We start from the raw sequence: 12,672 nt of genomic DNA on the forward strand, positions 1-12,672 counted from the left end.
GGAGACTAACCACCGTGGTTAGCTTCTAAAACGGAGCCGGACCCCCTGGGTGGAAAAACGAAAACCAACGTACCCTCTCGGGAAGTTTCAGGAAGCCGTGCGCGCCGGCCAGGCGAGCGCAACCCAGTCAGCGCTGCAAGGCGCCTTTGCGCTTGGGCTGCTCGAGGGTGACATTTGGGACGCTATGCTCGCGCTCGATGGCGGCGACTTCGTGAAGTCGATGACGACGCATAAGGATCATCGCGTGTGGCAAGACGTTTACCACGCGCAGCTCGGCGACCAGGTCGCCTACGTGAAGATCCAGTACAAGAAAGAACCGGAGGATGAAGTCGGTTACTGGGTGATGTCGTTTAAAGACAGATAGAGATGAGAGATAGGAGTGAAAGCCATGAACTGTCCAAATTGTGGGGGCGGTAAATTCAGACGCGAGGTACGGGAAACGCCGTTCACCTATCGCGGCAAAACGATTCATGTCGATCAACCGGGCGATTGGTGCACGGACTGCGGTGAGGGCGTGTTGTCACCCGAGGACATGGCGGCGACGGCGATCGCGCGCCACGATGCGATCGCGGCCGCTCAAGGGTTGCTGTCGTGCGCCGAGATTCGGCGCATTCGCCACAAGCTGAAGTTGAGCCAGGCGGAAATTGGCGACATCTTGGGCGGCGGCATCAATGCGTTCAGTCGCTTCGAGCGTGGAGAAATGATGCAGCCGAAATCGACGGATGTCGCGTTGCGCCTGCTCGACCGGCATCCGAATCAGTTGAAGGAAGTGATGGCGGCGTGACGGCGGGCGTTTTCCAATCGCTATGGCTTCTTAGCGTCTTAGCGTCCCTCTGGGTGATCGCTTCCTTTTTTGCCACCGGTAGGCTCTCGTAGAGGACGCCTACCTTCTTGGGCGTCGTGATCATTTGATCGGCGATCAGGTTTACCAAATCAAATAGCTTGGTCGCCGTTTCACGATCGTCGTTTAGGTCGATCACGCCCGGATGTACCGCCTCGTTGCCGACCACCCGAACGATATCCAACGACTTCTGCACCAGCGGACTCAGCCCTTTAGCGACTAAGCTGGCAATATCGTCATTAATGTTGTCCCCCGTCTCGCCAAGCAGCTTGCAGATTTTTTGAATGGCGAGCCGAAGCAACGCCGCGGCACCTCGAGGTGACACGTTGAGTATGCGGCTGGCTTCGTCATAGTCGCGCCGCACGTCTTCCGGCAAATCGTCATTCGCTGGGAGTGCCTGACGTTCCGGTGGGAAAATTAACTTGTCATGTACCCATACGGCGAATTTGGCGCAGACGTAGCATCGGCTGAGCGACAAGTTATTGATGCGACTCGCGCCGTATTGAAGATCCGGACGATCAAGGCGAATTTCCCCAGCAATCACCGCCTGAAACTTCGCTCTTAATGTGGGCCGGTATCTTGGCGCTTGCTGCGTCATCCGGGCAAAGCTCCTTCACCTTTGCTTCATCGAGAAGAAATGGCGTTTTTGATTCCTCCTCGTTTTCCTTGGCGTAAGTCGTGAACCACCGCTGTTCGGTGTAGGCTCCACAATAGGGGCAATCAAATGCCGTCTTACTGATCAACGGGGGGTTCCCCTTCCTCGTCATTCGCCTATCTCTCCATAGTGAAGTAACGGCATTATTCCCAAACCACCGTAAGGAATCATTAAGGACGCTTGAAACCCCGCCCGTAGAATGTCGTGTCGGCGTACTGCGATTGTCACCGCATGCACGCTAGCGTCGAATTCGTCTATTTCGATGGAATTCGAGGAAATCGGACTTGCCGGCAGGAGTTCACAATCTCTGCAACGGATTCGAGCGCTATCGGTAACAAGTCACACTCACGCCAATTCGTGCTATCGATCCGACGCTGAACTTTGATATGGGGGTTGCCGTCCTTTTCGTGCGCAGGGTCTCGTTTTCAAATTTGATCATTGATTTTTCCGCGAAACTTCGGGATCTATCCATTGCGTCCAAACAATTAAAATCTGCTTGGGCTATCAGTGCGGTATGCCGCAAATCGGCATACCGCGCATCAAAAGTACGTCAACCCTGTTAGGGAGGGGGTATTTGAAATGGCTCTGCCGAACAACGATCGCCGATCAGTCGGTGCGCCCAATCGAGCACGGCGCGTACGCGGGGGCCGACGAGCTCGCGTGCTGTGTCGTAATTAACCCAGCGATACTCCTGATGTTCCGGTCGGCCGAGCTCGGGGCTGATACCGAGCACGACGTCGGCGGAGGGTGAGTACGCTAGGTAGTAGCGCGCCACTTTGCCGCCCGCATAGGGTGGCGTGTCGATGTACCCGTCGCCCCAATGGAACTCCAACGTTGCGAGTCCCGCCTCTTCGAGCGTTTCGCGGCAGGCAGCCGCTTGCGGCGATTCGCCGAGTTCGACCGCGCCTTTCGGAAAATCCCAGTAGCGGTAAGCGCGCAGCAATAAAAAGCGAAAGTGCTGTTGCTGGCAGTGCACGACGACGACGCCGGCGGAAAGTTTGGGTTTCATAAATAGCTAGCGAATCTCTGCCAGTAGACGCTCCATCATTCGCTCCGCCTGCGACCAATAACCGCCGCCAAACAAATTGGCGTGATTGAGCACGTGGTAGAGGTTGTATAAATCGCGCCGCACGCCGTAACCCGGATCTAACGGCCACGCTTCGCGATAGGCACCGTAGAAGCGCGTCGAAAATCCACCGAATAGCTCGGTCATGGCTACGTCCGTCTCGCGGTCGCCGAAGTAAACCGCCGGATCGAAAATCGCCGGATCGCCATCGATCGTTTGCGCGGCGTTACCAGACCAGAGATCGCCGTGCAGCAACGACGGCCGCGGGCGATAGCCGGCAAAAAACCCATCGAGCTGTACCAGCAATTGTTCCCCTAAAGCGATGGCTGGGCGCCCAGCTGCTTGCCGTGCCGCCAACTGCAGTTGAAAGCGCAGGCGACGCTCGCGTAGAAATTCTGGCCAATGGTCGGTCGGTGCATTGAGCTGTGGCGTCGAGCCGATAGTGTTGTCGCGGTGCCAACCGAATTGCGGCTGGGTCACCCGATGTAACGTCGCCAGCTGTCGCCCGAGTTGTTCTTGGGCAGCGCCGCTGGCGCTGCCGAGCGCTAGATATTCGAGCGCCAGGAACGCGTAGCCGTCGGCGACGCCATGGCACAGCGGTGTCGGTACCCGTACGGCGCCGGCAGCGGCCAGCGCCACCAAGCCGTCGGCCTCGGCCGCAAACATGGGTGCCCGTTCCGGCGTGTTGCGTTTGACGAAATACCGTCGCTCCCCGCACTGCAGGATCGAGGCGGTACTAATGCAGCCGCCGCTGAGGGCGCGTGCAGTGGCGTTTTCGCAGGGTTGGCCGGTGGCGGTGGCAATTACGGCCATTACCCCCGACCACATCGATATAGGTGCTTTAGTCATTGACCTAAAAAGAGAAATTCGAGGAATCGAAACCGGGGTCTGAGCCATGCGACACACGTCGACAGCCGCCAACACACTCCCTAAAAACCCTTGATCATCATACGATTGATTGGCACTGGAATTGCACAATATCCGCTAAATCACCGTAAAAACCGCTTTGTAGCAAGGGCAATAGATGTTGCACCGCCTCTCCATACGGGCCGGACTCATCGTCAGTGTCGTGGCGATGGGTACGCTCGGCCTCGGCCTAGCGGTTATCAGCGGTCGAATCTATCGCGATCAGGCGATTGAAGCCGAGCGCGCGGCGCTGGTCGAACAAACCCGTCAACGGGTGGACGAAGTCCGGGCCAGTTTCGAACGCCAGGCGGCTATGTTAGCGCGTTTGGTGGAAGCGACGAGTGCCGCCCGCCACGCAGAGCCGTTAGAACAGATACTCACCAAGCTAATCGATACCAACGCCAGCGACGGCGTTGTGGCACTCACCCTCTACGACGCCGAGCTGCAGCCGCTGAGCACTCATGTCGCGGAAGGTCTGGAAGTCCCGGTAGGCGCCTGGACGACGCAGTGTAAGTCCTTGCCGCCGCCGTCGACCCGCGGCGATCAGGCGTTGCCGCTACGTCCGTTGTCGAGCGACTGCCTGCTGCAACGTCGACTCTACTACAGCGTATTTGTTCCTATCGGCGAACGGTATTTGCAGGTGGTATTCGATTTTATACGAGGATTGGAAAATGCCGAGCATGTGTTGGGCACGCCGTTGCGCGTGTCTTTAACCTCAGGAACGGTGTTGGCCGAATCGACGGAATGGGCTGGCGCGATGTCCTCGGCGGATACGCTGGTAGCCGGTTACGTACTCAATGTTGCCGTTCCGCGGGAAATACCCCTACTGCTGCAAGCGGCCAAAGACGAGAGCGTGTTTTATGCCAAATTCGAGCGCTCGCGCTATGCCATCTTTTTTGCCTCGGCCGCGGTTGCGCTGCTGGGCATGTTGGCAGCATTGGTCTTGCTGGAACGTTTAGCGATTGCGCCGCTGTCCAATTTGTTGCAACAGCTGCGGCAACAGCGCGCCGACGAGAGCCGCTTGGGTAGACGCGTATACAGTGACGGCAACAGTGAAGTTGTCGAGCTGGCGAGCAGCTTCAACCATATGACGGCAAAGCTCGAACATTTATACGAGGACATCGAAAAGATGTCCTCCACCGATGCCTCGACGCAGTTGCCTAACCGCCGTTACTTCCACGGGCAGTTGACGGAGGCGGTGGCGCGGGCGCAGTACGAACACAAGCCGTTTGCGGTGCTCATTATGGATCTCGATCGATTTAAAGAGATCAACGATACGCTTGGGCACCATATCGGCGATTTGCTGATTCAGCAGGTGGCGGCGCGATTGCGCGGCAAGCTGCGCGATACTGATTTGCTGGCGCGCATGGGCGGCGATGAGTTTGCGGTGCTGTTGCCGGCCGTCACGACTAAGCAAGCTGATATGGCAGCGCGCATGTTGCTGCAATCGTTACGCACGCCGTTTGTAGTCGAGGCCAACGAACTGTATGTGCGCGCTAGCATTGGCGTGGCGCTGTATCCGGACCACGGCGTCGACGTGAATACACTGATTCAGCGGGCCGATGTCGCTATGTATGCAGCGAAGGCTGCCAGCTGTGGTCAAGCGGTTTACGACGCGGAAATGGATCGACATCACCCCGCGCGATTGACGTTGCTGGGCGAGCTGCGGCAAGCGATCGAGCAAGAGCAATTCGTCTTGTACTACCAACCAAAAATCGCCCTCGGCTCGAATTGTGCCGTCGGTGCCGAGGCCCTGGTGCGCTGGCAGCACCCGAGCGGCCGCATGATCATGCCGGAAACGTTTATCCCGCTGCTGGAACAAACCGGCTTAATCCGCAGTTTGACGACCTGGGCCATCGGCGAGGCGCTACGGACCAGCGTCGCTCTACGTGCCCGTGGCTTTAATTTGCCGATCGCGGTGAATATCTCCATTCGCGATTTGCAAGATCCAGCCTTCATCGACGAGTTGGCTGAGCAACTCGCGACCCACAAAGCAACGCCCGATTGGCTGGAGTTGGAACTCACGGAAAATGCGATGATGGCAGACGTCGGTGGCGTTCTAGAAATGTTGTCGCGGTTGGCGGCGTTGGGTCTACCGGTCGTGCTCGACGATTTTGGCACCGGCCATTCGTCGCTCGCCTATTTGAAGCGCCTGCCGATCAAGATGGTGAAGGTCGATAAATCGTTCGTGATGGGTATGGCGCGCGATCAAAACGATGCGGCTATCGTGAATACCAGCATTGCGCTGGCGCATAACCTTGGCCTCAAGGTGGTGGCCGAGGGGGTCGATGACCCCGACGCGTTGCACCGCCTGCGCGAGGCGGGCTGCGATGCGGTACAGGGACTCTATCTCAGCCGGCCGCTGTCCGCCGACGAGTACGGTGAATGGCTCGGCAAGTCGCATTGGGGATTTACCAGCGGCGCAAAATTTCCGACCACTGCGATTCGTTAAGCTTTTTACCGGCTAAAATTCCCTCTGTTTCTCCGCGGTACTAACCGTATTTCTCGTCCCTGCTGCTGGTCCCCTGACGTACCACCGCTTGTCTGGCGCGGTGATTTATGCACATGTGCTGCGAATCGTTAGTCGATGTTGCCGGAACCCCGAAAAATCCAGGATCGGAACGTCGCATCCTTTATAAGTGTCTGAAATGTATGGTATTTATGAGTCGCTTATTTTTTAGTCAACCCAACGTAATTTGGCTGTCATGAGCGCCTCCAGTCTTTCCGGGTATAGTCATCAACAGGGTTATCCACAGATTCTGTTAATAACCAGGGTTCGTTTTGTTACAAGAAGTTAGCGGCCATTCCTTCGGCAGCGTTGAGCGTGGATCATCTGTTTCACAAAGATTTCATAAAGGCCCGTGCTAGAGTCGCGCCCCATGTCAGCGGCCGCACGCACAATCCAAATCGCCATTCCGGCACCGCTGCGCAAATCGTTCGACTATCTCGTTCCCGCTGATTTGCCCATGCCGGCGCCTGGCGCACGTGTGCGTGTTCCATTTGGTCCGCGGCGTACGGTCGTCGGCGTTGTGTTGGCGGTCGCGGCGAGTGCCATGCCGCTGCGGCAGCTGAAGCCGATCGTTGAAGTCCTCGACGACCAGCCGCTATTGCCGCCATCGATGTTGCAATTGCTCTGCTGGGCCGCCGATTACTACCACCATCCGATCGGCGAAGTGATCGCTACCGCTTTGCCCGCGCGCTTGCGCCGCGGCGAGCCGGCGAACACGGGCGGCGCCAGTGTCTGGACCCTTACGGCGGAAGGTGCGGCGGTCGATGACGCCGTCTTTAAGCGTGCGCTCATACAGCAGCGCGTCTGGCGCGCACTTAAAGAGGCCGCGGCCGGACTGGACGACGATACGCTTGCCGAGCTTTCGCCACGTTGGCGTGCCGCTATCGATGGGTTGGCGGCAAAAGGTTGGGCAAGCGGGTATCAGCGCGAATGTCTTGAAGCCGGTGAGCACCTGCAGACGCCGCCGCCATCGATGACCGCCGCGCAAACCGCGGCGGTCGATGCGGTTGTCTCGGCTAACGGCTTTCGCCCGTTTTTGCTGCACGGAGTTACCGGCAGCGGCAAGACCGAGGTGTATTTGCGGGTGATCGACGAGGTGCTGCGCCGCGGCCAGCAGGCATTGGTGTTGGTGCCCGAGATCAGTCTGACGCCGCAGCTGGCAGCACGTTTTCGGGCGCGTTTTCGCGAGCCGGTGGCGGTGCTGCACTCGGAAATGACCGACGCCGAACGCGCTTGCGCCTGGCTGATGGCGCACCACGGCAAAGTGCCGATCGTGCTCGGCACGCGCTCGGCGGTATTTACGCCGTTGCCCAAGCTGGGTGTGATCGTGGTCGACGAAGAGCACGACGCCTCGTACAAACAACAAGACGGTTTCCGTTATTCCGCGCGTGATGTCGCCATGCTGCGCGCCAACCGCGCCGGTGTGCCGATCGTGCTCGGTTCGGCGACACCGTCGCTCGAAACATTGCAGCGCGTGCGTGCCGGCGCCTACACCGAGCTCGATTTACCCGACCGCGCCGGCGGCGCGGCGATGCCGACGATCGAGCTGCTCGATTTGCGTCGGCTTGCCATTGACGACGGATTGTCGCATCCGCTGCGGACTGCCATCAGCGAAACCGTGAGTCGGGGCGAGCAGGTGTTGTTGTTTCTCAATCGACGCGGCTTTGCACCGGTGTGGATGTGTTACGGCTGCGGCTGGGTCGCGCCCTGCCAGCGTTGTGACGCACGTTTGACCTATCACCGGGCGAGTTCACGCCTGCGTTGCCATCACTGCGGTGCCGACAGCGCGCTGCCGGCGACCTGCCCCGGTTGCCGCGGCACCGAGCTAAACGCCTTGGGCGAGGGCACCGAGCGTATCGAGACCGCGCTCAAGCAAATGTTCGCCACCGCGCGAATCGTGCGCATCGACCGTGACAGCGTTCGGGCGAAGGGAGCGCTTGAGGCTACCCTCGAAAGCGTGCACGACGGTCACGCCGACATCCTGGTCGGAACGCAAATGTTGTCCAAGGGCCATGATTTTCCCAACGTGACGCTCGTCGGCGTTCTGAATGCCGATCAAGGTCTGTACGGCAGCGATTTCCGCGCCGGCGAGCGTTTGGTACAGCAGATCATCCAGGTGAGCGGCCGCGCCGGCCGCGCCGCCAAAGCCGGCCGCGTTTTGATTCAGACATATCATCCGGACCATCCGGTGTTCACTGCCTTACGCCAGCAGAATTACCAACAATTCGCCGACTATGCGCTTACGGAACGCGGTGAAACCGGATTCCCGCCGTTTAGTCATCTGGCGCTGTTGCGTGCCGAATCACCCGCCATCGGTGCCGCGCTCGCGTTCTTGCGCCATGCGCATGCGCTGGCGCGCGCATGTATGCCGGCGGCGGAGGTGCAATTGATGGATCCGATGCCGTCGCCGATGGAACGTCGTGCCGGGCGTTATCGCGCGCAGCTGTTGGTGCAATCGCGCACGCGCGCGCCGTTGCATGCGCTCCTAAGCGATTGGCTGGAGCGCATCAGCGCCCTGAAGGAAGCGAAACGCGTGCGTTGGTCGTTGGATGTCGATCCCATCGATACATATTAAAGCGGGTTATTTAGGTCCAGAATTTGAATACCAGGCACCGGCATTACGCGCTCAGAGAACGGGTGTGTTTGTCGGTACCTGCAATCCAGAAGTCACCTCTGATAAATAAGGCGCACTAATGCGGCGCGTCCGTTCGACATCGAGCTTGCCCGTTTGGCGGTCAACGATGCGACCATCGGGGTCGATGAGAAACGCCGCCGGAATGACACGGACACCGTCGAACGTGCGCATGACCGTCCCTTCGACATCGAGTGCCACGGTGTAGGGTACTTGCCGTGTATGCACGAACGATTGCACATGGATCGGCGGGTCGTATGGCATGGCGACGGCAATGAGTTCGAACCCGCGCGGATGCAGCTCTCCATAAAGCTTTATCAGGTCGGGCAATTCTTCGACACACGGCGCGCAGCTGGTCGCCCAGAAGGTGACCAGCACCGGTCGGCCGCGCAACTCGCCGAGCGTAATACGGCGGCCGTCGAGCAGCGTAAGGTGCAGATCGGGCGTCAGTGTGACTCGGTCGGTCGGTAACAGCAGCAACGCCGCGACGGCGGCCAGCGCCACCGCAATGACGAACACCACCAACGGCGAGGCGCGCCAGCGTGGATTCATGCGTTCCGTGCTGGCAACGCTCGCCGCTGCATTCTTAGCATTATTAGAAGTGTGTGAAGTAGGCAAGACTCAAGAAACTGACATCATCGTTAATACGGAGTCCCGTTCTGTGCCGCTGTTGCCGCTGACATCGTCATGCACCCAACCACCGCACTTGTTGCTAACCAAATACCCTTTTTCATGACCTGCTCCTTCTTCCTTGCCGTCGTTACGGCCTGTTGCGTTAACGTAACAGACGTTGCATAAAGCAGAAATCCTCGTTTTCCCTCTATCGGCTCAGTGAGTTTCCGTTGACGGCGCGGGCAAGAACAGCAATTGCAGGTCATTCAAAAATTGTTGTCCGCGTTGTGTGGGACGCAGGCGTGTGCCGCTTTCTTCCAACAATCCGCGTTCCCGCGCCAGCCGTAGGGCGGGTTCGATATCCGCGAGGGCGAGACCGGTGCGTTCGCTGAAGAGCGCGCTCGTAAAGCCGTCACACAGTCGCAGTGCATTCAACATGAATTCAAAAATGACATCGGCGCGCGCGATCGTATGCAGGGTCGCGCGCGCCGCCGGTGTGCCGGCCTTAGCAAGATAGGACTCGGGATGGCGCGTCTTCGACAAGCGGGTGATGTGATCGGCGTTGGTCAGTTTCGCGTGCGCGCCGGCACCGATACCGAGGTAGTCGCCGAATTCCCAGTAATTGCGATTGTGCCGACACTGCGCACCGGCACGTGCGTAGGCCGACACTTCATAACGCTGGTAGCCGGCAGCGGCCACTTGCGCGAGTAACGCTTCCTGCATCGCGTCGATCGTCAGCTCATCCGGCAACGTCGGCGGCTGCGCATGAAACAGCGTGTTCGGTTCGAGTGTGAGTTGGTACAGCGATAAGTGCGTCGGCGACGCGGCGATGGCAGTGCGGACATCGGCCAGCGCTTGGTCGACATCTTGATCCGGCAGGCCGTACATCAAATCCAAATTGAAGTTGTCGAAGCCGGCCGCGCGCGCCGCTTCGGCCGCGCGCAGTGCTTCACCGCGCCCATGAATGCGGCCGAGCGCGTGCAGCTTTTGGTCGTCGAAACTTTGCACGCCGATCGACAGTCGATTGATGCCGGCGGCGCGGAAACCTTGAAAGCGTGCGAGTTCGACCGTGCCCGGATTCGCTTCGAGTGTGATCTCGGCGTCGGCCGCGAGCGGGACGTGCTCGCGCACGCCGGCAAGCAGCCGCGTAATTGCTGCTGGGCTGAATAGGCTCGGTGTACCGCCGCCGAAGAAGATCGTCTCGATCGTGCGCCCGCCGGCGAGTGGCGCATCGAGCGTTAAGTCGCGCAGCAGCGCGTCGACGTAGCGGTTTTCTTCCAGCTCACCGCGCAACGCATGCGAATTGAAGTCGCAATAAGGGCACTTGCGTACGCACCACGGCAAGTGGATGTAGAGCGACAGCGGCGGCGGTGTAGGGAAGGATGGCATCGTGCGAGTGGTCGGTACGGAGCGCCCATTGTATCGGCAAACCGGCCATTGTCTTACGGCGCCGCCGGTCCAATGAAATGGACGATGCGCGCGATCACATCGGCGTCCCGCAGCAACCGGCGATGGCTCAGACCATCGGTACGCAGGAATTGCGCCTGCGGCCAGGCGTTGGCGAGGGCGGCACCGCCTTGCCAGGGTATGTCGCGGTCGTCGGTGTCGTGCACGATCAGTGCCGGCATCGTCATTTGCCGCGCCATGACTTGCGGCGAGAAGCGGTCCCACGCGTCAGCACCGAAGCGTTGCGCAATCAATTGCCGGACGTTAGTAACGACGGACGTGGGCAGGGCCAATTCGGCGGCGAATACACGTAGCAGGTCGTCGAGTGTCGCCGGTGCGCCGATAGCGACGAACCGCTGGGCAAACGCATGGGTGCGCAACGCGTAAAGTGCGCAGGCGACACCGAACGAATGGGCGATCACGGCATGCGCTGGCGCGAATTCTTGCGCGATGCGCTGGATGAGATCGCTGATCTCCGGCAACGTTGTTTCCTCGCCGGTGCTACGCCCATGCGCCGGCGCGTCGAACGCGACGACGCGATAACCGTTATCGACCAATGGCTGCACGAATTCACCGAGCTGCGCGCCGCGTCCGCTCCAGCCGTGTACCAGGAGCACGGTCGGTCCTGTACCCCAGGCGTACACCGAAATTTGTTTGCCGGCGTGCCGCAACGGATAGCAGCGGGCTTCCAGCAGTAATACTTCTTCGCGCGCCGGCGGATTGTGACGCTGCGGTCGAAACCAAAGATAGTTCGCGAGTCGCGCCGTGCTCGCCGGCGCCATTAGCCCGAACGATCTGAATAGCAGGCGCAACAGCACCATCGGTAGCGGTCGCTTGGGTTTCTGTGCCGATGATTTTTGTCGGCGGATCGACGACACTTCCGTGGCTTGTTGCATTAGTCTTGCTTCTCGATTGCCGGAATACATTATTTTTCTAACAGGCCAACTCAGGAAAAGTGGCGCATCCGCCGGAAAGCGCGCCGAATACGCCAGCATGACACAACGCATCTCACTACTCGCCTACGATCACTGCTTGGCGTCGGCTGTGCTCGGCGCCAGCGATTTGTTTCACGCCGCCAACATGGTTGCCGCCCGTATCGCCCCGCAAGCGCCACCGCCGTTCGCCACGCAAATCGTGACAGGCGACGGTCAGCCGGCGTCTGCCGGTAACGGCTACCGCATTCAACCGGATTACGCGCTGGCCGAGGCACCGCCGGCACAGCTCATCATGTTACCTGGCATTTGCATCGTCGAGCCGAAAGCGTTGCTGGCCGCGCTCGCGCGGTTGCAGCCGCTGACCGAATGGCTGCGCATCCAACACACCGGTGGCAGTTGGCTCGGCGCCAGCTGTTCGGCGAATTTTTTGTTAGCGGATACGGGATTGTTGGACGGCCAGCCGGCGACCACCACAACCTGGTACGCCGAGTTGTTCGAACAGCGTTACCCGCAAGTGCGCCTCGATCGCGGCGCTGTGCTCACGCACACCGATCGCATCGTTTGTTCTGCCGGCCCGCTGTCGTACATCGACCTAGCGTTGTATCTCATCGAACAGCTTGCCACGCGCGAGCTGGCACGCGCCTGCGCTCGCTTCATTGTCATGGACAATCGTCGCGGCGCGCGTTCGCCCGAGCTGATTCAACATCACGCCCGCACCTACGATCCGCTTATTACCAAGGCCGACCGCTGGATGCGCGCCAACTTAAAGCGCGACATCCGTATGCAGGACATCGCCGCGCATGTTGCCGTCAGCCTACGCACGCTCATGCGCCGCTTCAAAGAAGCGACCGGCGCCAGCCCGCAGGCGTACCTACAACAGTTGCGGCTGGAAGCCGGCAAGGCGTTGCTCGCCAACACTAAGCTTCGACTCGACCAGATCGTCGAACGCGTCGGCTATCAGGATGACAGCGCTTTCCGCCGTTTATTCAAGCGCCATACCAATCTATCGCCGCGCGAATATCGCCAACGTTTCGGCCGTACGTAAATATTGGCCCCTCTCCCGCTTGCGG

11 protein-coding genes are annotated in these 12,672 nt (G+C 59.6%); 5 read left to right on the forward strand and 6 right to left on the reverse strand.

The features are described 5' to 3' along the window. Nucleotides 1–49: 49 nt before the first annotated feature. Entirely contained in the window at nt 50–364 is a 315-nt protein-coding gene (locus HY308_10775) for a type II toxin-antitoxin system MqsR family toxin (protein ID MBI3898765.1), read from the forward strand. Between the two features lie 24 nt (nt 365–388). Next, a complete protein-coding gene (locus tag HY308_10780; GenBank protein ID MBI3898766.1) occupies nt 389–784 on the forward strand; it encodes a type II toxin-antitoxin system MqsA family antitoxin in 396 nt (131 codons plus the stop codon). Here the strand turns inward: HY308_10780 and HY308_10785 are convergent. From HY308_10785 to HY308_10795, 3 genes are all read right to left on the reverse strand, one after another. Then, a complete protein-coding gene (locus HY308_10785) occupies nt 678–1,439 on the reverse strand; it encodes a DUF4145 domain-containing protein (protein MBI3898767.1) in 762 nt (253 codons plus the stop codon). The two genes, HY308_10780 and HY308_10785, sit on opposite strands and share 107 nt — an antisense overlap. A 616-nt stretch (nt 1,440–2,055) precedes the next feature. Next, the gene (locus HY308_10790) at nt 2,056–2,505 is read right to left on the reverse strand and encodes an NUDIX domain-containing protein (protein MBI3898768.1); all 450 of its coding nucleotides are present in this window, start codon (nt 2,503–2,505) and stop codon (nt 2,056–2,058) included. A gap of 6 nt (nt 2,506–2,511) precedes the next feature. Beyond that, on the reverse strand, nt 2,512–3,390 hold the full coding sequence (locus HY308_10795; GenBank protein ID MBI3898769.1) for a fructosamine kinase family protein: 879 nt from the start codon (nt 3,388–3,390) through the stop codon (nt 2,512–2,514). A 196-nt stretch (nt 3,391–3,586) separates the two neighbouring features. On the opposite strand from HY308_10795, the gene HY308_10800 reads away from it, so the two are divergent. Next, nucleotides 3,587–5,920: an EAL domain-containing protein gene (locus HY308_10800; protein MBI3898770.1), complete on the forward strand. Its 2,334-nt coding sequence runs from the start codon at nt 3,587–3,589 to the stop codon at nt 5,918–5,920. A gap of 427 nt (nt 5,921–6,347) precedes the next feature. Further along, nucleotides 6,348–8,552 carry a primosomal protein N' gene (locus HY308_10805; GenBank protein MBI3898771.1) on the forward strand — a complete coding sequence of 735 codons (2,205 nt, stop codon included), beginning with the start codon at nt 6,348–6,350 and terminating at the stop codon, nt 8,550–8,552. Nucleotides 8,553–8,603: 51 nt separating this feature from the next. On the opposite strand, the gene HY308_10810 is transcribed toward HY308_10805, so the two are convergent. From HY308_10810 to HY308_10820, 3 genes are all read right to left on the reverse strand, one after another. After that, nucleotides 8,604–9,161: a TlpA family protein disulfide reductase gene (locus HY308_10810; protein MBI3898772.1), complete on the reverse strand. Its 558-nt coding sequence runs from the start codon at nt 9,159–9,161 to the stop codon at nt 8,604–8,606. A gap of 276 nt (nt 9,162–9,437) precedes the next feature. Beyond that, nucleotides 9,438–10,610 (reverse strand): oxygen-independent coproporphyrinogen III oxidase-like protein, encoded by a 1,173-nt coding sequence (locus HY308_10815; GenBank protein MBI3898773.1) that lies wholly within the window; start codon nt 10,608–10,610, stop codon nt 9,438–9,440. A gap of 53 nt (nt 10,611–10,663) precedes the next feature. Beyond that, complete coding sequence (locus HY308_10820; protein MBI3898774.1) at nt 10,664–11,563, reverse strand: alpha/beta fold hydrolase; 900 nt, start codon at nt 11,561–11,563, stop codon at nt 10,664–10,666. Nucleotides 11,564–11,660: 97 nt separating this feature from the next. On the opposite strand from HY308_10820, the gene HY308_10825 reads away from it, so the two are divergent. Next, a complete protein-coding gene (locus tag HY308_10825; GenBank protein MBI3898775.1) occupies nt 11,661–12,647 on the forward strand; it encodes a helix-turn-helix domain-containing protein in 987 nt (328 codons plus the stop codon). Nucleotides 12,648–12,672: the final 25 nt, after the last annotated feature.

It is taken from the genome of Gammaproteobacteria bacterium, from assembly GCA_016199745.1.
Taxonomy (GTDB): domain Bacteria; phylum Pseudomonadota; class Gammaproteobacteria; order Acidiferrobacterales; family Sulfurifustaceae; genus JACQFZ01.

Bases quoted from the DNA above. Each gene is read 5' to 3' on its own strand.
- HY308_10780 (MBI3898766.1), top strand. From the start codon at position 389: ATGAACTGTCCAAATTGTGGGGGCGGTAAATTCAGACGCGAGGTACGG.
- HY308_10785 (MBI3898767.1), bottom strand. From the start codon at position 1,439: ATGACGCAGCAAGCGCCAAGATACCGGCCCACATTAAGAGCGAAGTTT.
- HY308_10790 (MBI3898768.1), bottom strand. From the start codon at position 2,505: ATGAAACCCAAACTTTCCGCCGGCGTCGTCGTCGTGCACTGCCAGCAA.
- HY308_10795 (MBI3898769.1), bottom strand. From the start codon at position 3,390: ATGTGGTCGGGGGTAATGGCCGTAATTGCCACCGCCACCGGCCAACCC.
- HY308_10800 (MBI3898770.1), top strand. From the start codon at position 3,587: ATGTTGCACCGCCTCTCCATACGGGCCGGACTCATCGTCAGTGTCGTG.
- HY308_10805 (MBI3898771.1), top strand. From the start codon at position 6,348: ATGTCAGCGGCCGCACGCACAATCCAAATCGCCATTCCGGCACCGCTG.
- HY308_10810 (MBI3898772.1), bottom strand. From the start codon at position 9,161: ATGAATCCACGCTGGCGCGCCTCGCCGTTGGTGGTGTTCGTCATTGCG.
- HY308_10815 (MBI3898773.1), bottom strand. From the start codon at position 10,610: ATGCCATCCTTCCCTACACCGCCGCCGCTGTCGCTCTACATCCACTTG.
- HY308_10820 (MBI3898774.1), bottom strand. From the start codon at position 11,563: ATGCAACAAGCCACGGAAGTGTCGTCGATCCGCCGACAAAAATCATCG.
- HY308_10825 (MBI3898775.1), top strand. From the start codon at position 11,661: ATGACACAACGCATCTCACTACTCGCCTACGATCACTGCTTGGCGTCG.